Raw genomic sequence first — 20,222 nt, 5'->3', positions numbered from 1 at the left:
TTTCAGGAGGACGACACATGCTTAGAGTCGGTTTTGTCGGTTGGCGGGGAATGGTGGGATCCGTCCTCATGCAACGCATGCGCGAGGATGGCGATTTTGCTGGCCTCGAACCGGTGTTCTTCACGACCTCTCAGGTCGGCCAGCCTGGCCCCGACATCGGGGTTGAAGTGCCGCCCCTCAAGGATGCCCGTGACCTGGAGGCTCTCAAGAGTCTCGACGTGGTGGTCACCGCTCAGGGCGGCGACTACACAGAAAGCGTCTATCGCCCGCTACGCGAGGCCGGCTGGCAAGGCTACTGGATCGACGCCGCCAGCACGCTGCGCATGGCGGACGAGGCAACCATCGTGCTCGATCCGGTCAACCGTCACGTCATTGAACGCAGTCTCGCCAACGGCGGCAAGACGTTCGTGGGCGGCAATTGCACCGTCAGCCTGATGCTGCTGGGCTTGGGCGGCTTGTTCGAGGCCAATATGGTGGAGTGGATGACCTCCATGACCTACCAGGCCGCTTCGGGCTCGGGCGCCAAGCACATGCGCGAGCTGCTTTCCCAGATGGGTGCCCTGCACGGTGCTGCGGCATCCTCGCTGGCGGATCCCGGCAGTGCGATCCTGGATATCGACCGCCAGGTGACGCAGGCCATGCGCGGCGGTGACTTTCCCACCGAGCAGTTCGGTGAGCCACTGGCCGGCAGCCTGTTGCCGTGGATCGACAAGGCGATGGACAACGGTCAGAGCAAGGAAGAGTGGAAAGGCGGGGTCGAGAGCAACAAGATTCTCGCCACCGGCGATTCGCCGATTCCCATCGACGGCTTGTGCGTGCGGATCGGTGCGATGCGCTCGCATAGCCAAGCCTTCACCATCAAGCTCAAGCAGGACGTGCCGCTCGACGAGATCGAAGACCGTCTGGCCAAGCACAACCAGTGGGCGAAGGTGATTCCCAACGATAAGGACGCCACCTTGCAAAGCCTGACACCGGCGGCCGCTACCGGCACGTTGGACGTGCCGGTGGGGCGCCTGCGTAAGCTGGCCATGGGCGGCGAATACCTCTCCGCCTTTTCGGTAGGCGATCAGCTGCTGTGGGGCGCGGCAGAGCCGCTCAAGCGAATGCTCGGCATCCTTCGCGAGCAAGGCTGAACCGCACGCACGCATGAAAAAGCAAGACGAAGGGCGCCCAACGGGCGCCCTTCTCATTTTAGGCGAGTGTGCGGCGTGTCAGAACTGCGCTTCCTCGGTGGAACCCTTGAGGGCGGTCACCGAGGAGACCCCACCCTGGATGATGTTGGTCATGTCGTCGAAGTAGCCGGTGCCGACTTCCTGCTGGTGGGCGACGAAGGTGTAGCCGCGCTCGGCCGCCTCGAATTCCGGCTGCTGAACCTTTTCGACATAATGCTTCATGCCTTCACCTTGGGCGTAGGCGTGGGCGAGATCGAACATGTTGTACCACATGTTGTGAATGCCGGCTAAGGTGATGAATTGGTAGGTGTAGCCCATATCGGCCAGGGCTTTCTGGAAGCCGGCGATCTCGGCGTCGTCTAGATTTTTCTTCCAGTTGAATGACGGCGAGCAGTTATAGGCCAGCAATTGATTGGGGTATTCGCGGTGGATCGCATCGGCGAAACGCTTGGCCTCGTCAAGATCCGGCTTGGCGGTTTCGCACCAGATCACATCCGCGAAGGGCGCGTAGGCCAGGCCTCGGGCGATGGCTTGATCGAGCCCGGCGTTGACCCGGTAGAAGCCTTCGGCGGTGCGCTCGCCGGTGATGAAAGGCTTGTCGTAGTCATCCACGTCGGCGGTAATCAGATCGGCGGCGTTGGCATCGGTGCGTGCGATGACCAGCGTCGATGTGCCCGCCACGTCGGCGGCCAGACGAGCAGCGACCAGTTTCTGCACGGCTTCCTGGGTGGGCACCAGCACCTTGCCCCCCATGTGGCCGCATTTCTTGACCGCGGCGAGTTGATCCTCGAAATGCACGCCGCTGGCGCCGGCGCGAATCATCGCCGTCATCAGCTCATAGGCGTTGAGCACGCCGCCGAACCCCGCCTCGGCATCGGCAACGATGGGCGCGAAGTAATCGACGAAGTCGGCATCGCCGGGATTGGCGCCTTTCTGCCACTGGATCTGGTCCGCACGGCGGAAGCTGTTGTTGATACGCTCAACGACCTTGGGCACCGAATCCACCGGGTAAAGCGACTGATCGGGGTACATCGATAGGTAGCTGTTGTTGTCGGCCGCGACCTGCCAGCCCGATAGATAGATCGCCTCGATACCCGCCTTGACCTGTTGCATGGCCTGGCCGCCGGTCAGCGCGCCGAGACAGTTGACGTAGCCCTTGCGGGCCTCGCCGTTGATCAGGCGCCAGAGCTTTTCGGCGCCTATCGTGGCGAGCGTATACGCTTCATTGACGCTACCACGGAGCCTCACCACTTCCTCGGCACTATACGGACGCGTGACGTCCTTCCAGCGCGGATTCTCTTTCCAATCCTGTTCCAATGCGGCGATTTGCTGTTCGCGTGTCTGGGACATGTCGCTTGCCTCTTGGTCATCGTGAGCGTTCAGAGCGTGCCCGAAAGGGCATTTCACGTTCAGCCGAAGTGCGATCTTTTCCGCTGTGGTACGCGTAATGACGCGGATATTGCGCTGCGGTAAAACAACCGTTTTAACTTCGGCTTTATGAAAAATATGACGCACTCAAGCGAGGCCAACAATGCCTAGTTAGGCGCAGGAAACGTTGTAGTTTGACTACATGACGCCCTAATGGCGCGGCGTCATGTAGTGTTTTTCCGAGAGGTAAGAAAGGCCCGAGGCAACTTATTGAAAATGCAGGCTCATATGGTAATGGGGGATGTTGGCATCGAGGAACTCATTACCATGCGCGGTAAAGCCCAAACGTTCGTAGAAGGGGATTGCGTAGGTCTGGGCATCCAAATGCACGGCATGGTGGCCGGCTTCTCGGGCCGCCACCAGTGTCGCTTCCATCAAATGCAGGCCTAGCCCTTGGCCGCGTGCTTCCTCGAGAATCGCCACGCGGCCGATATGACCGTCCGGCAAGAGACGCGCCGTGCCTACGGCGCGGTCATCTACATGTAGCAGGAAATGCAGGCATTGCGGGTCGCGACCATCCCATTCTTCTGCCTTGGGGACGTTTTGCTCCTCGATGAATACGACCTTGCGGATCGCGCTACATGCCGAACCCTGCGTCTCCCAATCACCGCTGGTGACATGCCGCTCACTCATCGTCGTCTTCCTGCGTCTCGTCTTGCCAGTGGAGGCTGCCATGACTGACCAGCGTGGCGAGCAGCGTCAGTGCCTGATCGTCTAGGTGAGATGCCAGCGTGGCGGCATGCAGTGGCGTGGTATCGGCCAGTAGACGCGCGAGACCAGGCGGGCAGGCATGGCCGTCGCCATCCGTGAACAGCGTGGCGCGGCCGTTCTCCTCGTGAAACGCGAAGCGCGAGCCCAGAGAACGCTCCAAGTAGTGTCCCTTCGCCAATCCTTCGGTGATGGCATCGCTGTCGGTTGGCGTCTCGAGGGGCGCGAGCTGATCGGCATACTTGGGTTGGGTCATTACGCGTCCAAACCATTGTGTCATCTGCGCCGGATCGTCGATCACCGACAGCATCAAGGTGCGCAGACGCACGATGGCGTCGTCATCGACGCGGCCGGCGTGTTCGATGGGGCGCAGATCGGGGTCGGTATAACGCGAGGTCTCGGACTGCATTTCACCGAGGTAGTCGGCGAACGAGGTGATGACTTCGTCGGTAGACGGTGCGCGGAAGCCGATCGAGTAGGTCATGCAGTCGGCGCTCTGGCTGATCCCGTGATGGGCGATACGCGGTGGCAGGTACAGCATGTCGCCGGGCTCGAGCACCCAGTCTTCGTCTGGCGTGACCTCGAAGCGTTCGAGCATGCGAAGGTCAACGCCCGAGACGATGGGGGCATCGTCGGGCTGCTCGCCGCCGAGTTGCCAGCGACGCTGACCACTGCCCTGTAGCAGGAAGACATCATAGCTGTCGACATGAGGGCCAACACTGCCCTGGGGCGGCGCGTAGCTGACCATGACGTCGTCGAGGCGCCAGCGCGGCAGGAAATCGAAGGCCTCGAGCAGGGCGGCGACCTCGGGCACGTAATGATCGACGGCCTGAACCAGCAGGGTCCATTCCCGGTCGGGCAGGCGCGCGAAGGTGGCGTCATCGAAAGGCCCATGGCTGACCTGCCACGGCTTGTCGGGGCCGTGAGCCTCGACAAGCCGGGCCTCGATACCGTCTTCGCACGCCAGGCCGGCAAGTTCCTCCGGTGCGAGCGGCGACTCGAAGTCGGCGAAGGCACCGCGAATCAGCAGCGGTTTTTTTTGCCAGTAGTCACGCAGGAAAGCCTCGGCGGTCAAGCCGCCCAGTATCGCGAGAGGAGTATCGGAAGACATAGGACGTCCCGGGGCGTTGGAAAATCGAAAACGATGAGGTGACGCGTGGGCGATGACAGGGAGTCGTATGACATAGCCTTGCTGACATCGCCCGTATCGAACGGCTTGATTATACCTGGCGCGCTTGCTCGGCGGCATTACCGATATAGGCGGCTGGCGTCAGCGCCTTGAGTTCGGTCTTGACGTCGTCGGGCAGTTCCAGAGAGTCGATGAAAGCCGCGAATCCGGCCTGGTCGACTCGTTTGCCGCGTGTCAGCGTCTTGAGTTTTTCATAGGGCTTTTCGATCCCGTAGCGGCGCATCACGGTCTGGATCGGCTCGGCGAGAACTTCCCAGTTCTGATCGAGATCCTCGTCGAGGCGTGCCGGATTGGCTTCCAGCTTGCTGACCCCCTTGAGCGTGGCCTGGTAGGCGATCAGCCCGTATGCCAGGCCTACGCCGAGGTTACGAAGCACCGTGGAGTCGGTCAGGTCACGTTGCCAGCGAGAAATCGGCAATTTCTCGGCGAGGTGGCCGAGCAACGCGTTGGAGAGCCCGAGGTTGCCCTCGGAGTTCTCGAAATCGATGGGATTGACCTTGTGGGGCATGGTCGAGGAGCCGATCTCGCCCTCGACGGTCTTCTGCTTGAAGTAACCCAGCGAGATATAGCCCCACACGTCGCGATCGAAGTCGATCAAGATGGTGTTGAAGCGGGCGATGGCATCGAACAGTTCGGCGATGTAGTCGTGCGGCTCGATCTGCGTGGTATAGGGGTTGAAGGTCAGCCCCAGGTTCTCGACGAAAACGCGTGCGTTTTCGGCCCAATCGATTTCTGGATAGGTGGTGAGGTGGGCGTTGTAGTTACCCACTGCACCGTTGATCTTGCCGAGGATCTCGGCGGCCTCGATCTGCTTGAGCTGGCGGCGCAGGCGATACGCCACATTGGCCATTTCCTTGCCCAGCGTGGTGGGGCTGGCGGTCTGGCCGTGAGTGCGCGAGAGCATGGGCTGCTCGGCGTGCTCGTGGGCCAGGCGCTCGACTGCGTTGACGACCTCGCGCAGCGTGGGCAGCAGGGTATCGAGGCCACCGCGAAGCATCACGCCATGGGAGAGGTTGTTGATGTCCTCACTGGTGCAGGCGAAATGGATGAACTCCGTGACCGCATGCAGTTCCGGGAAGTCAGCGACCTTTTCCTTCAGGAAGTACTCCACCGCCTTGACGTCATGGTTGGTGGTGCGCTCGATCTCCTTGATGCGCTCGGCGTCGGCGACCGAGAACTCACTCACCAGCTGGCCGAGAAAGGCCGTGGCCTGTGCCGACAGCGGGGGCACTTCGATAATCTGTGGATGCGCGGCGAGACGCTCCAGCCAGCGGACTTCGACGGTCACGCGGGCACGAATCAGGCCGTACTCGCTGAAATGTTCGCGCAAGGCGACGGCCTTGGCGCCATAGCGACCATCAACGGGGGACAGAGCGGTGAGAGCGGAAAGTTCCATGGATGTCGTCTTCCGGGTGGTGAATCGAATCGCGCGGCGAGGACCGTCAGCGGTCGTCGAGGGCATTGAGTGATTTCTTGATGGACTGACGCTGGAGCAGCAGCTTCCAACGGCGGCCACCTTGCTGGTGCCAGAGCAGGGCGAAGCGTACGCCCGTCAGCAAGGCGGCTCGCACGCGTTCGGGCATCATCCGGCTTTGCAGCAAGCTAGGATCGCCTTGCACGACGATGCGGTAACGGAACGTGGACAGCGTGTCCTGGTAGAGCTGGCCGAGGCTGGCGATCACGTTTTCGTGCGTTTCGCCGAAATGCTGGGCCTGGCCCTGAACGCGTCCCAGACGCTCTCCCAGCGAGGCTAGCATGGCATCGTCCTTGCGCAGCTTCTGCATCAGCAACACCAGTGAGAAACCATAGCGCATCACGGCGGGGTCGTTACGCTGGCGGTCCATCACCGCGCTGAGGGTATCGATGCCCAGGCGCAGATTGTTGTGGTGACCGCCGTAGATGGCCGCGAAGCTTTCTGGATTGGTCTCCAGCGTGGCATGAATCAGGGTATTCCAGGCGCGTTCGTCGCACTGTCCGGTACGGGCCATCTCGTCGACCACCGCGGCGGCCTGGAAAACTCCCGCCAGGGCCAGGGCCTGGCGGGCGACGGCGCTTTGTGGTGCGCTTTGGATCGGGGTGGGCGTCATGCGGCGTTGTCTCCTTGGCGCGCGTGTCGATTCCATGTCTGACGAATGACGCCACCGCCCAGGCAAATGTCATCTTCGTAAAGCACCAGCGATTGGCCTGGTGTGACCGCGCGCTGGGCGTCGTCGAAGAGTGCTTCGACGCTGCCGTCCTCGAGCACGCGAACCTGACAGGCGACGTCCTGCTGACGATAGCGGGTCTTGGCCTGTAGGCGTGCCTCCGGTGCCGGCGGCTGACCGGCGACCCACTCCACGGGCTCGGTGCTCAGGCTGTCGGTATACAAGAGCGGATGGTGCTTGCCTTGCACGGCGACCAGGACGTTGCGCTCGAGATCCTTGGCGGCCACGTACCAGGGCGCATCGGGATGATTGGGCAGTCCGCCGATGCCCAGGCCCTGGCGCTGTCCGAGGGTGTAATACATCAGCCCCATGTGCTCGCCGATGACCTCCCCCTCGGGCGTTTCGATGACGCCTGGTTGCGCGGGAAGATATTGCTTCAGGAAGTCGCCAAAGCGCCGCTCACCGATGAAACAGATGCCAGTCGAATCCTTCTTGCGCGCAGTGGCCAGGCCATGGCGCTCGGCGATGGCGCGGACCTCGCTTTTTTCCATCTCGCCGACCGGGAACAGCGTGCGCGCGATGGCGGCCTCCGGCACGGCGTGCAGGAAATAGCTCTGGTCCTTGTTGGCGTCAAGCCCCTTGAGCAACCGGCAGTGGCCGTCGCGCCAGCCCTGGCGAACGTAATGGCCCGTGGCGATCTTCTCGGCACCGAGCATTTCGGCGTACTCGAGGAAGACTTTGAACTTGATCTCGCGGTTGCAAAGAATATCGGGATTGGGTGTCCGGCCGGCCTTGTACTCGGCGAGAAAATGCTCGAAGACGTTATCCCAATACTCAGCGGCGAAGTTCGCTGTATGCAACGTGATGCCCAGGGCGTCGCATACGGCCTGGGCGTCGGCGAGGTCTTCCTTGGCGGTGCAGTACTCGGTGCCGTCGTCCTCGTCCCAGTTCTTCATGAACAGGCCTTCGACCGCATAACCCTGCTCCAGCAGGGTCAAGGCGGTCACGGACGAATCGACGCCGCCCGACATGCCGACGATGACTTTGCACGCGGTGGCGGCCCCCGCGGCCCGGGATCCCGTGGCGTGAGACATGGTCACTCTCGAATGAGTTGAGGATGAATGGGTGTCAAAGCGGCTATTATACCTGAAACCGGCTTCATGCTTCGAATTCGCGGCATCAGCGTTCGTGAATCACGTCGAGGGGAAACTGACGCCCGGCCTGGGCGTCGCGGATCCGCTTGAGTACGAGCGGACTGCGCAGGCGGTGCGAGCGCTCCAAGGTTTCGATCTCGTCGAGTGTCAGCCAATGCGCGGCGACGATGCCACTGTCCAGGTCGTTACCCAGATGGGCGAGAGGAATGCCGACGAAAGCGTGGCTATGAAATGTCAGGTCGTCGGGCGCGGTATAGACGTAAAGCCCCAGATAACCGGTCAGCGTGATATGCCAGGCGGCTTCCTCGCGGGTTTCGCGCTCGGCGGCCTGGGTCAGGCGCTCGCCGGGCTCGAGATGGCCGGCCGGCTGGTTGAATAGACTAAACGGCCCGCCTTTGTCTTCCTCGACCAGAAGGTAACGGCCCGCGCGCTCAATGACGCTGGCGACGGTAACATGCGGGGACCAGCGGCTCATCGGCGACTCCGGCGGTGCTTGTGGGGAGATGCCGGCGCGGTCTGGGCGCGCGGCGCATGCAGGGTTTCGTGACGCCATTCGCCCGGAGATAGCCCCGCGAGGCGCCACGGGCCGATGGCGACCCGTATCAAGCGCAGCGTGGGGTAGCCGACATGCGCTGTCATGCGGCGTACCTGACGGTTGCGCCCCTCGCTCAGGGTGAGCTCGAGCCAGGCGGTTGGCACAGCATCGCGATGTCGCACGGGCGGGTGGCGCGGTGCGATATCGGGCGATTCGAGGCGCCGCACCTTGGCAGGGCGCGTCGGGCCATCTTTTAGTGTAACGCCGCTGCGTAGCGCGTTTAAGGCCGTTTCCCCAGGGTGGCCTTCGACCTGCACCCAGTAGGTTTTAGGCTGCTTGTGGCGCGGGTGACTGATGCGGTGCGCCAACGCGCCGTCCCCAGTGAGCAGCAACAAGCCCTCAGAATCGTAGTCGAGGCGGCCAGCCGGGTAGATGTCGGGCACGTCGATGGCCTCGGCGAGCGTTGCCCTGCCTTGCGTGTCGGTAAACTGCGAGAGCATTTGATAAGGTTTATGAAGCAGGTAAAGCGAACTCATGGGCGGTCTCAGACCTTTCGACAAGCAGCGGCTATGGGCAAAGCCTACTCCGCACCCGGGGCGCGATGCCATACTTGCTCCTGTTCAGGAGCGTGCTTTTTCGTGGCGCCTACCTTGCATCCATGCCCAGCCGGCCGCACATTAAAGACACCGGAGATAGGCGGCGATGTTGACCTAGGGAGCGTCGTCTTGCCTATCCGGCGCGCACTTACGGACATTTCCATCTATGTTTGAATCAGAGAGCCCATTCGTACCTCGAGCGCCTGACGCGGCAGTCATCTTTGGCATGACGCGACCGCCCGGCGAGGATCCCCACGAAGACCCGGAGGGCGACGTATCGGTCCAATCGGCGGACCCGGAGCTGGCCAAGCCGCCGATGTACAAGGTCGTGCTGCACAACGATGATTTCACTCCCATGGAGTTCGTCGTCGAGGTGCTGCAAACCTTCTTTGCGTTGGAGCGGGAGAAAGCCGTGCAGATCATGCTTGTCGTGCATAGCCATGGCAAGGCGACCTGCGGCATTTTCACCCGTGATATCGCGGAAACCAAATGTCACCAAGTCAACGAGTACGCACGCGAATGCGAGCATCCGTTACTGTGCGATATCGACGAGGCGGACTGAGACGGCACTACTGCGTTAAATCGTGGTCCAAGGTAGCACTTGCATAACCTCTGTTTGTGCCCGATTGTGAAAGTGCCGACAGACGCCATAGGCGGCTAAGAGGGGATTGCCATGTTGAGCAAAGAACTTGAACTCACCCTGAACACGGCCTTCACCGTGGCGCGCTCCAAGCGCCATGAGTTCATGACCGTGGAACACCTGCTGCTGGCGTTGTTGGACAATGCCTCCGCGGCCGATGTGTTGCGAGCCTGCGGCGCCAACCTTGAAAAGCTGCGCGCCGATCTGCAGGACTTCATCAATTCCACCACCCCCCTGATCCCCGACGACCAGGAAGATCGTGAAACGCAGCCTACGCTGGGCTTCCAACGCGTACTGCAGCGTGCCGTCTTCCATGTGCAATCCTCGGGGAAATCGGAAGTCACGGGGGCCAACGTCCTGGTCGCTATCTTCTCAGAGCAGGAAAGCCAGGCCGTCTACTTCCTCAAACAGCAGAATGTTGCGCGCGTCGATGCGGTTAATTACATCGCGCATGGCATTTCCAAGGTTGCCGGACATGGCCAGTCTCCCTCCTCGCATGAAAGTGAAGAGGCCGAAGAGGGCGTGTCGGAAGGTAGCCCTCATCCGCTGACGGGCTATGCCACCAACCTCAACGAACAGGCGCGTCTGGGCAAGATCGATCCGTTGATTGGTCGCGACCAGGAACTCGAGCGCGTGATTCAGATCCTCGCACGGCGGCGTAAGAACAATCCGCTGTTAGTAGGTGAAGCGGGTGTCGGCAAGACTGCCATCGCCGAAGGTTTGGCCAAGCGGATCGTCGAGGAAGATGTCCCTGATGTGATCAGCGACGGTGTCGTCTACTCGCTGGACATGGGCACCTTGCTGGCCGGCACCAAGTATCGAGGTGACTTCGAAAAGCGGCTCAAGGGACTGCTGGCCGAGTTGCGCAAACAGCCTAACTCGATCCTGTTCATCGACGAGATTCATACCGTGATCGGTGCCGGCGCGGCATCGGGCGGCGTCATGGATGCCTCCAACCTGCTCAAGCCGTTGTTGTCCTCGGGCGAGCTGCGCTGCATCGGCTCGACCACCTTCCAGGAATATCGTGGCATCTTCGAAAAGGATCGTGCCCTGGCGCGGCGCTTCCAGAAAGTCGACGTGCCTGAGCCGACGGTGGACGACACCATTCGCATCCTCAAGGGGCTGCGTGGGCGCTTTGAGGAGCATCATGCGCTCAAGTACACCGATGGCGCGCTGGATAGCGCGGTACGTCTGGCGGATCGTTATATCAACGATCGCTTCCTGCCGGACAAAGCCATCGATGTGATCGACGAGGCGGGGGCACATCAACGGTTGTTACCGCCGGAAATGCGCGTCTCGACCATCGATGTCGACCAAGTCGAGGCGGTGGTCGCTTCCATTGCGCGGATCCCGCCGAAGAGCGTCTCCAGCTCGGACCGCACGCTGCTGTCGAATCTCGAGCGCGATCTCAAGATGCTGGTGTTCGGTCAGGATGAAGCCATTACCAGCCTCTCGGCGGCGATCAAACTCTCGCGCGCGGGCCTGAAATCGCCCGACAAGCCAGTGGGCAGCTTCCTGTTCTCGGGGCCGACCGGTGTCGGCAAAACCGAGGTGGCGCGCCAGCTGTCGCAGTTGATGGGCATCGAGCTGGTGCGCTTCGATATGTCCGAGTACATGGAGCGTCACACGGTGTCGCGTCTGATCGGCGCTCCTCCTGGCTATGTCGGATACGACCAAGGCGGCTTGCTGACCGAGGCGATCACCAAGCAGCCACATTGCGTGCTGCTGCTCGATGAGATCGAGAAGGCGCATCCCGAGGTCTTCAACCTGCTGCTGCAGGTCATGGACCATGGCCGCCTGACGGACAACAACGGTCGTGAGGCCGATTTCCGTCATGTGATCGTGATCATGACCTCGAATGCCGGGGCCGAGCAGATCGCACGGCGTTCCATCGGCTTCCAGACGCAGGATCACTCCTCGGATGCCATGGAAGTGCTGCGCAAGACCTTCTCGCCCGAGTTCCGCAACCGTCTGGACGGCATCATCCAGTTCCACGGCCTGGCACCCTCGGTGGTACGCAACGTGGTCGACAAGTTCCTGGTCGAACTGCAGGCGCAACTCGACGAAAAACGCGTTCAGTTGGATGTCGACGAATCGGCGCGAGCCTGGCTTGCCGAAGAGGGTTACGATCCGGAAATGGGGGCACGGCCGATGGCGCGTGTCATCCAGGAGAAGCTCAAGAAGCCGCTTGCCGAGATGATTCTGTTCGGCGACCTCGCCGAGCACGGTGGCGTAGTCTACGTCACCCTCGAGGAAGGCGAACTACACTTGGAGACGGAAGCGGCCGTGGCCTGAGCGGCCGCACTACTCACGCCCGTAACGCCGCACGCTTCACGCCCTGTCGACATGACGGGGCGTTTTTCGTGGGGCGCAGTGGCAAGCCAACAGAGCGAGAGCGCCGTGATGGTAGCTCAGCGGGCGCGGTAGACGATGCGACCCTTTGAAAGATCGTACGGAGTCAGCTCGACCTTGACCTTGTCGCCGGTCAGAATGCGGATGTAGTTCTTGCGCATCTTGCCGGAGATGTGGGCCGTCACGACGTGACCGTTTTCCAGTTCGACTCGGAACATGGTGTTAGGAAGGGTATCGACCACGACACCTTCCATTTCAATATGGTCTTCACGTGCCATATTAGGCGTTTCCTCGTATTGCGTTGAAAGCTTCTTCGAAAGTGCGCCACGGTTTGCGTTGCCGTTGTCAGCGCTAATTACCGCCCGTGGCCAGCATCGGTTTTGAAGATAGCCCGATATTCTGCCGCATGCCGAGGGTTAAGGCAAAAATCATGTGCATGCTGTTGCGCTGTCATCATGACAAGGGAGAGTCGGATAAGGGGATTCGACGCCGCCAATATCGGCCATCGAGGTATTCTAGAGGCTGAAAATCCTGCTTGTAGCGCATCTTGCGAGACTGGCGAATCCAGTAACCGAGGTAGACGTGGGGAAGCTCGAGTCGGCGCGCCAGCTCGATCTGGTGGAGGATCGAGTAGGTGCCAAGAGAGCGGCGCTCGAATTCCGCCCCCGGGTCGAAAAAGGTGTAAATGGCCGACACGCCATGGCTCAGCAGATCCGTCGCCGCCACGGCAAGCAGTTGGCCTTCCAGACGAAATTCGATCAAGCGTGCGTAGGGGTGATCCAGGGTCAGGAAGGTGCGGTACTGCTCGTGGCTGGGCGGGAACATGTCGCCATCGGCGTGGCGGGTGCGAATGTAGCGTGCGTAAAGCGCATAATGTTCTTCGTGAAAAGCCGCCGGCCGTATGCGTGTTTCGAGGTCGGCATTGCGTGACATCAGCTTGCGCTGTGTGCGAGAGGCCGCGAAGTCTTGCACCGGGATGCGCACCGAAATGCAAGCTCGGCATCCCTCGCAGTGTGGGCGGTAGAGATGTCGGCCACTGCGCCGAAAGCCCAGCAACGACAGCGCATCGTAGACGCCTTGACCGGGCTGTTCCTGAGGGTCCAGAAATAGCGTGGTCGCCTCGCGGTCCGGAAGATAGCTGCATCCATGCGGGACTGTGAGGAAGAAACGCAGATCGCGCGTGAGTTGGGATGGCGTATTGCTGCTCACGTTGGCTTCGGCTCTTCGACTGGTAAATGGTTGGCCGTAGAGGAAGACCACGGCATCGGTGACCCGTGACCCTCCGCGTATTGGTCAAGATAGTCGATGAATGTTGAGCGGGCGATTCTGCGTGCGCCAAGACTGGCCAGATGGGGCGTATGCACTTGGCAGTCGATCAGTTGTCCGCCGTGTGCCGACAGGTGCCGGGCAAGATGCACCAACGCCACTTTCGACGCATCGGCGACGCGGCTGAACATCGACTCGCCGAAGAACACGCCGCCCAGGCCGATGCCGTAGAGACCGCCGACCAGCTCGCCATCGCGCCATACCTCCACCGAATGGGCAACGCCCTCGGCATGCAAGCGGCAGTAGGCGTGACGCATCTCCGGGGTGATCCAGGTGCCTGCGTGTTCTTCGCGAGGGGCGGCGCAGGCGTCGATGACAGTGCTGAAAGCGTGATCGAAGGTCACCGTGAAGCCGGCGTTGCGTAGGCGCTTGGCGAGGCTGCGGTGCACATGGATCTCGTCGGGAAACAACACCAGACGCGGGTCGGGGCTCCACCACAGGATGGGTTCACCCGGTGCAAACCATGGGAAGATGCCGCGTCGGTAGGCGCAGCGCAGCCAGTCCGGAGAAAGTTCGCCGCCGGCGGCGAGCAGCCCGTCGGGCTCGCGTAACGCTTGTTCGACGGGTGGGAAACCGACCGGGTGGGGAGGTAACCAAGGCAACATGGGCATGCGTCTCTGCTGATATCGTCCAAGGAGGAGTTTCAGCGTACGCCAGGTGCGGCATCGATAACTACCCGCTTCGCCTCCCGGCCGCGTGGCGTCGCCCTTCCGCGACAACGAGAGGTATGGTTTTTCCCCTGTGACGCAGCGCATGGGGTGGGTATGATGGCAAACCAGAAAAGCCCATCGATGAGATGCGAGCCGTTTTCTCGCACGTGGACGACAGGGACGGCACGCGTCGGGCAGTGTCGGCAACATTAGGTATCGCCATACGTGGCGCAAGGGGGATGGCCACTTGAGTGTCAATGGAAAACGCAACGAGCGCGGACAAACGGCGTCCCAGGCCAAGGAGCAGGCACGCCGGGTCGTGATGCATTTGCAGGGGGTGACGCGCGAAGGCGCGGCCATCGTGTTGCTTGCTATCTGTGTCTTTCTCCTGTTGTCGCTTTTCAGTTATGTGCCTGGCGACCCCGGCTGGTCACACAGTGGTCCCAACCAAACGATCAATAACTGGATGGGCCCCGTCGGGGCGTGGCTGTCGGATGTGTTGTATTCGCTATTCGGCGCCAGCGCCCTGTGGTGGCCGAGTATGTTCGGCTTCGCGGCCTGGCGGATGCTGCGTGCGCGGGAAGTCAACATCGCCTGGGACCCGACGGCGCTTTCGGTACGTACCAGCGGCCTGGTACTGCTGTTGCTGAGCACGACCACCCTGGGGGCGCTGCATTTCTATCATCCCGACAGCGAGCTGCCTTACGCAGCGGGCGGTATTCTCGGCGAAGGGCTGGTCGGTGCCCTGCAGCCCTTGCTCAACATGCAGGGCACCACACTGGTCTCGCTGGTGGCTTTCATGTGCGGTTTTACCCTGTTCACCGGCATGACCTGGCTGGCGGTCATGGATGAACTGGGACGTGGCATGTTTCGCCTGCTGGCGTGGGGTCTTGCCAAGTGGCGCGGGAGTCGGCAGCGTCTAGCCCAGCGGCGTGATGCCTATGACGATGACGACATGGACGCCGCCGAGGCTGATTCGGCATTGGAGGAGGATGAGGCGCCGGCGGATGAGAAAAGACGCCCCTCGTGGTGGCAGCGCTGGCGGGCGTCACGACGCCCCCCGCAACTGGCGGGTGCGACTGCGGAGCCATCTTATGCGACGGCCAGTGAGCGCCGTGTGGAACCGTCTTTCGAGCCCACCGAGCCCACGCTTGAAACCTCTGCTTGGCGCAATGATGGCAAGACCGATATTCCCTGGGATGTTCCCGAGCACACGCCTTCCGCCAAGCGCCCGGAGGCTGCCTATACGGCCCGCCAACGTGCCGATGACGAGCGAGCCGGCTCCGCTACCTCGGAGGCACCACAGCGCCATGCGGCCACGGCCACAGCGCCGTATGACCGCTCTCGCAACGCGCGTAGCGAGAGCGAGGAACCTCGCCCTGCGGAGCGTGCGTCTGAGGAGCCCGATGTGGCGTCCCAAACGGATACGGAGTCTGAGGCTCCGATGCGCGCCGACGTCACGCGGCGGCGTATCCCTGAACCGATCCCGGAGCCTCTGACCGCCGACGACGATGACGACGTCCCGCTCGGCGATTGGGGCATCCAGGCCCGTCGCGACGATGATGACGCCGCAACGGCGCCCTCCGCCACGCCAGCGCGCGAGCCGGATGACGCCTCGACGACGGCGTCCGAGGATGCCGTGCCGCCGGAGCCTGCGCCCGAAACGCCATCGGAGCCGCCGCGTCCTCGTATCAGTTGGGACGATGAAGCTTCGGAAGATCGCTCCTCGGCGCCCCCCGAGCCCGAGGTGCCGGACGCGGCGCCGGCGGATGTGCCACAGCCACCGCCGCGTGGCCAGGTGGAAAGCGCACCCGGGGAAACGCCCGATACGCGCGCCGCCGAGCCATCGGTGAGCGACCCGGAGGGCGATGATGAGGTCCCCGCATTGTGGACGGTGGAGCACCTGCAGAATCAGCGTCCCGAGGCCGTGCCATCGACCGAGCCCGAAGGGGCGTTGCCCACGTTGCGGCTGTTGACGCCGACCGGTGAGCAAAAACCCAACTATACCGATGAGCAGTTGGCGGACATGGCCGAGCTGCTGGAAACGCGGCTGCGCGAATACGGCGTCAAGGCGGAGGTCGTCGACACCTGGCCGGGCCCGGTCATCACGCGCTTCGAGATCAAGCCCGCCGCCGGGGTCAAGGTCTCCAAGATCAGCAACTTGTCGAAAGACCTGGCGCGTTCGTTGATGGTCAAGAGCGTACGCGTGGTGGAGATCATTCCAGGACGTCCCACGGTGGGGATCGAAATTCCCAATCCCAACCGTGCCATGATCCGGTTGCGGGAAGTGCTCGACTCGGATGTCTATCAGCAAGCCGAGTCGCCGCTCACGATGGGGCTGGGGCAGGACATCGGCGGCAATCCGGTGGTCGCCAACCTCAACAAGATGCCGCACCTGCTGGTGGCCGGTACCACGGGGTCGGGCAAGTCGGTGGGCGTCAATGCCATGCTCATTTCGATGTTGCTCAAGGCGACGCCGGACGAGGTGCGCATGATCATGGTCGACCCCAAGATGCTGGAACTGTCGGTCTACGATGGCATTCCGCATCTGCTGGCGCCGGTGGTCACTGACATGAAGGAAGCCGCCAATGCGTTGCGCTGGTGCGTGGCCGAAATGGAGCGGCGCTACAAGCTGATGGCGGCGATGGGCGTACGCAATTTGGCGGGCTTCAATGCCAAGCTCGACGAGGCCGAGCGCCACGGCGCCCAGGTCGCCGATCCGCTATGGGAGCCGCAGCCGTGGGAGATGCATCAGCAGCCACCGGTGCTTGAGAAGTTGCCATACATTGTGGTGGTGATCGACGAATTCGCCGACATGTTCATGATCGTCGGCAAGAAGGTCGAAGAGCTGATCGCGCGTCTGGCGCAAAAGGCCCGCGCGGCGGGGATTCACTTGATCCTTGCCACTCAGCGTCCCTCGGTCGACGTGGTTACCGGTTTGATCAAGGCCAACATTCCCACGCGCATGGCGTTTCAGGTGTCCTCCAGGGTGGATTCGCGCACCATCCTCGACCAGGGCGGTGCCGAGAACTTGCTGGGGCACGGCGACATGCTTTATCTGCCGGCAGGGGCCGGTATGCCCACCCGTGTGCACGGGGCCTTCGTCGACGATGACGAAGTTCATCGCATCGTCGAGGACTGGAAGCGGCGCGGTGAACCTGAATACGTCGATGAAATTCTCTCGGGGGGAGTCTCGGCCGATGCCTTGGCGGGGCTCGAGTCGGAAGGTGCTGAAAGCAACGACCCCGAGAGGGACGCGCTCTACGATGAAGCCGTGCAGTTCGTCACCGAGTCACGTCGCGCCTCGATCTCGGCGGTCCAGCGTCGTTTCAAGATCGGCTATAACCGGGCAGCGCGCCTGGTCGAGACCATGGAGTCGGCGGGTGTCGTATCGTCGATGGGCACCAATGGGGCTCGTGAAGTGCTGGCATCGCCGCCCGCTGCCGATCATTGAGTGCGCAAGCATCCCGAGAGGCTAGTGAAAAGTGCAAAGACGGTGGACGTTACCTCGTGTGGCGCAACTTTTTCGCCCGAGGTGGCGTCACACCGTGTCATGCAGGATGAGCAAACAAGGAGTGGTAATGAGAACATTCAAGCTGGCCCTGGCCTTGGGCGCGGCACTCGCGTTGCCGAGTATGGCGCAAGCGGATGGCGTAGAGCGTTTGACGAACTTGTTGGAGCCGCTGGAAAGCTATTCGGCGGATTTCGAACAGCAGATCCTCGATGGTAGCGGCCAGCGTCTGCAGAAGGTCGAAGGCCACATGTGGTTGTCCCGCCCCGGCCAGTTTCACTGGGAAGTCGACGCGCCGTACCAGCAGGTCGTGGTTTCGGATGGCGATAAGGTGTATCTCTACGACCCCGACCTGCAACAGGTCAGTGTTCGCCCGCTCGATACACGGGTGACGCATACGCCAGCGTTGTTGCTATCGGGAAGCGCCGAGGCCCTGACCGAGAACTACGAGGTGACAAGCAGCGAGGAATCCGGCATCGAGACCTTCACGCTCATACCGAAGTCGCCCGACACGTTGTTCGAGAGTCTCGAGCTGACCTTCGAGGGTGACCGCCTGGAGGGCTTGCAGATGGAAGACAGCACGGGGCAGCGTACCGCGATCAACTTCGATGACATCGAGGTCAACGGAGACATTTCGGAATCGCGTTTCGAATTCGATATTCCCGAAGGGGCGGACGTCATCCGCGAAGGCGGTTGACCGACGTCGTCTACTGACACGCCAGGTCCGCGTGGCCTGGCGTTTTGCGTTTTATAGCACGCGTGCCGAGAGTTCTCGAGGCAGGCGAGTATCAAGACGAGGAGGAAGTGCCATGCATGTCATCGTCGATCTATGCGTCGTGCCGCTGGGCGTGGGCGTTTCGGTAGGGGAGCACGTCGCGGCTTGCCAGCGCGTTATCGAGGCCTCGGGGCTCGAGTACCGCATGCACGCCTACGGCACCAACATCGAGGGCCCGTGGGACGACGTCATGGCGGTGGTCAAGGCTTGTCATCAGCGCGTGCACGAGATGGGCGCGCCGCGCATTACCACCACGCTGAAGTTGGGCACGCGCACCGATCGTGAGCAACACATGGATGACAAGGTGGCCAGCGTCGAGCGTCACCTGCAGTCGCCTTGACTCTGGCCCATGAGACGCGTCTAGAGCAGTGGCTGAGACTCTGGCGAGGGCGGCATGAGCCAGGCGCTGCTCATGTCGAGCAGGTGGGCGGTCAAGGCGTCCAGTGTGTCGCCGCCGTGACGCCAGTGATGCCAGTACAACGGCACATCGATGTAGCTGTCCGCGTCGAGGTCGACCAGACGCCCCTCACGTAGTTCGCGCTCCACCTGCCGTTCGGGAATCAATCCGTAGCCCATGCCGGCTAGGGCCAGGTGTACGAAGCCTTCCGAGGACGGGCACAGATGGTGCGGAAAGGATTCCTTATAGGCCCGCATCTCCAGATAACGATGCTGAAGGCGGTCATCGGGCCCAAACACGATGGCCGGCGCCTTGCGCAAGGCATCGTGCGTCAGACCTTCACTGAAATGGCGTGAAACATAGCCAGGGCTGGCGATGGCGCGGTAGCGCATGCTACCCAAGGCGTGCGCACGGGCGCCCTGCACGGGGCGTGGCGTGGCACAGATGCAGCCGGCAACCTCACCATCGCGCATGCGCTTGAGCGCGACGTCCTGATCCTCGACGATCAAATCCAATAAAACGCCTTGGCGCCGACAGAAGTCGCCGGTGGTCGGCGACCACCAGGTGGCCAGGCTGTCGGCATTGATGGCGAGGCGCAGGCGTTGTTCGCGTTCACCAAGTGCCGGAATTTTATCGAGCAGGTCATGCTCGAGAAGCCGAACCTGCTGCACATGATTGAGTAGCCGTCGACCCAGAGGGGTCGGGGATAGCTTGGGCGTGCGTACCAGCACCGGTTGGCCGAGGCGCGCTTCGAGCAACTTGATGCGTTGCGAGACGGCCGACTGGGTAAGCCCCAGGTGATGTGCACCGCGTTCGAAGCCTCCTTGGTCGACCACGACGGCCAGTGCTTCGAGAAGTTTGTAATCGAGCATCAGTAAACGTTATCACCCATTCCTTGAATTAATTTAACTTATTTATGTAGTCAAGCGTATTCTGCGTCATTTATCAACGTATCCCGGTTGAAAAGGGAGGGAATCGGATATGTGGGGCTCCTGGCTCAATGGCCTGTTCGTGGGGGCGGGTTTGATCATTGCCATCGGTGCGCAGAATGCTTTCGTGCTGCAACGTGGACTGACGAATGAATATCCCTGGTGGGTGGCGACCGTCTGTGCGTTGTGTGATCTGATGCTGATAGGTGCGGGTGTGCTGGGGCTGGGGGCCTTGTTGGCGTCGCATGCGGGGCTCATGCAGATGGCACGTTGGGGCGGCGTGGCGTTCTTGAGTTGGCAGGCATGGCAAGCCTGGCAGCGTGTACGTCGTCCTGCCTCGCTCAAGGCCGGTGGTGAGACACGGCCTCGTCTGTGGGGTGTGTTGATGGCGACGCTGGCCGTGACCTTGCTCAACCCGCATGTGTATCTGGATACGGTGATCATGCTCGGTGCTATCGGTGCCCAGCAAGCCGCGCCAGAAGCCTTCGTGGTCGGTGCGGCCATGGCGTCGTTGGGGTGGTTCTTCGGGCTGGTGGGCGGCGCGAGCTGGTTGGCACCGCGTCTGGCCAATCCGCGTGCCTGGCAGGTCATCGAGGGCGGGATCTGCGCCATACTGTTATTGGTGGCATGGCAACTGGCCACGGCGCCATTGGGAGCTGCCTGAGCTTACCACCAATGGTGCTCAAGAGATTCAAACAAACGCTTGACTTGGTGAT

Annotated in this window: 19 protein-coding genes; 7 read left to right on the top strand and 12 right to left on the bottom strand. The window is 61.9% G+C overall.

The features are described from left to right. The first annotated feature begins 17 nt into the window (after positions 1 to 17). A complete protein-coding gene (gene asd / locus SR908_RS03005) occupies positions 18 to 1,133 on the top strand; it encodes an aspartate-semialdehyde dehydrogenase (protein WP_246920476.1) in 1,116 nt (371 codons plus the stop codon). Positions 1,134 to 1,211: 78 nt separating this feature from the next. Here asd and aceA read toward each other — a convergent pair whose 3' ends face one another. The 8 genes from aceA to SR908_RS02965 all read right to left on the bottom strand — a co-directional run bounded on the left by aceA (position 1,212) and on the right by SR908_RS02965 (position 8,866). After that, positions 1,212 to 2,522: an isocitrate lyase gene (gene aceA, locus SR908_RS03000; protein ID WP_097024124.1), complete on the bottom strand. Its 1,311-nt coding sequence runs from the start codon at positions 2,520 to 2,522 to the stop codon at positions 1,212 to 1,214. A gap of 285 nt (positions 2,523 to 2,807) precedes the next feature. Then, positions 2,808 to 3,233, bottom strand: coding sequence for a GNAT family N-acetyltransferase (locus tag SR908_RS02995; protein ID WP_246920479.1), 426 nt, complete (start codon positions 3,231 to 3,233; stop codon positions 2,808 to 2,810). After that, positions 3,226 to 4,419, bottom strand: coding sequence for a cupin domain-containing protein (locus tag SR908_RS02990; RefSeq protein ID WP_246920482.1), 1,194 nt, complete (start codon positions 4,417 to 4,419; stop codon positions 3,226 to 3,228). The genes SR908_RS02995 and SR908_RS02990 overlap by 8 nt, the downstream gene beginning before the upstream one ends. Positions 4,420 to 4,528: 109 nt before the next feature. After that, positions 4,529 to 5,893, bottom strand: a complete 1,365-nt coding sequence (gene purB, locus SR908_RS02985; protein ID WP_097024121.1) for an adenylosuccinate lyase — start codon at positions 5,891 to 5,893, stop codon at positions 4,529 to 4,531. Positions 5,894 to 5,939: 46 nt separating this feature from the next. Beyond that, positions 5,940 to 6,584, bottom strand: a complete 645-nt coding sequence (gene hflD, locus SR908_RS02980) for a high frequency lysogenization protein HflD (protein ID WP_097024120.1) — start codon at positions 6,582 to 6,584, stop codon at positions 5,940 to 5,942. Continuing rightward, positions 6,581 to 7,735: a tRNA 2-thiouridine(34) synthase MnmA gene (mnmA, locus tag SR908_RS02975; protein WP_097024119.1), complete on the bottom strand. Its 1,155-nt coding sequence runs from the start codon at positions 7,733 to 7,735 to the stop codon at positions 6,581 to 6,583. Before mnmA ends, hflD begins: the two co-directional genes overlap by 4 nt. An 85-nt stretch (positions 7,736 to 7,820) precedes the next feature. Further along, positions 7,821 to 8,270 carry an NUDIX hydrolase gene (locus tag SR908_RS02970; RefSeq protein WP_246920486.1) on the bottom strand — a complete coding sequence of 150 codons (450 nt, stop codon included), beginning with the start codon at positions 8,268 to 8,270 and terminating at the stop codon, positions 7,821 to 7,823. After that, positions 8,267 to 8,866 (bottom strand): pseudouridine synthase, encoded by a 600-nt coding sequence (locus SR908_RS02965; RefSeq protein WP_246920489.1) that lies wholly within the window; start codon positions 8,864 to 8,866, stop codon positions 8,267 to 8,269. Before SR908_RS02965 ends, SR908_RS02970 begins: the two co-directional genes overlap by 4 nt. Positions 8,867 to 9,092: 226 nt before the next feature. Between SR908_RS02965 and clpS the strand changes: the two genes are divergently transcribed. Continuing rightward, positions 9,093 to 9,488, top strand: coding sequence for an ATP-dependent Clp protease adapter ClpS (gene clpS / locus SR908_RS02960; RefSeq protein ID WP_097024116.1), 396 nt, complete (start codon positions 9,093 to 9,095; stop codon positions 9,486 to 9,488). A 111-nt stretch (positions 9,489 to 9,599) separates the two neighbouring features. Further along, entirely contained in the window at positions 9,600 to 11,861 is a 2,262-nt protein-coding gene (clpA, locus tag SR908_RS02955) for an ATP-dependent Clp protease ATP-binding subunit ClpA (protein WP_097024115.1), read from the top strand. Positions 11,862 to 11,977: 116 nt separating this feature from the next. On the opposite strand, the gene infA is transcribed toward clpA, so the two are convergent. The 3 genes from infA to aat form a co-directional block, all read right to left on the bottom strand. Further along, the gene (gene infA, locus SR908_RS02950) at positions 11,978 to 12,196 is read right to left on the bottom strand and encodes a translation initiation factor IF-1 (protein ID WP_011507732.1); all 219 of its coding nucleotides are present in this window, start codon (positions 12,194 to 12,196) and stop codon (positions 11,978 to 11,980) included. 175 nt (positions 12,197 to 12,371) lie between these two features. After that, entirely contained in the window at positions 12,372 to 13,127 is a 756-nt protein-coding gene (locus SR908_RS02945) for an arginyltransferase (RefSeq protein ID WP_097024114.1), read from the bottom strand. Further along, complete coding sequence (gene aat / locus SR908_RS02940; RefSeq protein ID WP_246920536.1) at positions 13,124 to 13,849, bottom strand: leucyl/phenylalanyl-tRNA--protein transferase; 726 nt, start codon at positions 13,847 to 13,849, stop codon at positions 13,124 to 13,126. The genes SR908_RS02945 and aat overlap by 4 nt, the downstream gene beginning before the upstream one ends. 292 nt (positions 13,850 to 14,141) lie before the next feature. Here aat and SR908_RS02935 point away from each other — a divergent pair, with 292 nt between their 5' ends. The 3 genes from SR908_RS02935 (at position 14,142) to SR908_RS02925 (ending at position 18,520) form a co-directional block, all read left to right on the top strand. Further along, complete coding sequence (locus SR908_RS02935; RefSeq protein WP_378075363.1) at positions 14,142 to 17,348, top strand: DNA translocase FtsK; 3,207 nt, start codon at positions 14,142 to 14,144, stop codon at positions 17,346 to 17,348. Between the two features lie 127 nt (positions 17,349 to 17,475). Beyond that, positions 17,476 to 18,102, top strand: a complete 627-nt coding sequence (gene lolA, locus SR908_RS02930) for an outer membrane lipoprotein chaperone LolA (protein WP_246920491.1) — start codon at positions 17,476 to 17,478, stop codon at positions 18,100 to 18,102. 112 nt (positions 18,103 to 18,214) lie between these two features. Beyond that, positions 18,215 to 18,520: an MTH1187 family thiamine-binding protein gene (locus SR908_RS02925; RefSeq protein WP_246920492.1), complete on the top strand. Its 306-nt coding sequence runs from the start codon at positions 18,215 to 18,217 to the stop codon at positions 18,518 to 18,520. Between the two features lie 20 nt (positions 18,521 to 18,540). On the opposite strand, the gene SR908_RS02920 is transcribed toward SR908_RS02925, so the two are convergent. Next, positions 18,541 to 19,449 carry a LysR family transcriptional regulator ArgP gene (locus SR908_RS02920; protein ID WP_246920493.1) on the bottom strand — a complete coding sequence of 303 codons (909 nt, stop codon included), beginning with the start codon at positions 19,447 to 19,449 and terminating at the stop codon, positions 18,541 to 18,543. Positions 19,450 to 19,558: 109 nt separating this feature from the next. Between SR908_RS02920 and SR908_RS02915 the strand changes: the two genes are divergently transcribed. Beyond that, positions 19,559 to 20,170, top strand: coding sequence for a LysE/ArgO family amino acid transporter (locus SR908_RS02915; RefSeq protein ID WP_246920494.1), 612 nt, complete (start codon positions 19,559 to 19,561; stop codon positions 20,168 to 20,170). Positions 20,171 to 20,222: the final 52 nt, after the last annotated feature.

It is taken from the genome of Chromohalobacter canadensis (genome assembly GCF_034479555.1).
Lineage (GTDB): Bacteria > Pseudomonadota > Gammaproteobacteria > Pseudomonadales > Halomonadaceae > Chromohalobacter > Chromohalobacter canadensis.
Note: the sequence above shows the minus strand (reverse complement) of the source record. Positions and strands in the feature narration are given on the sequence as shown.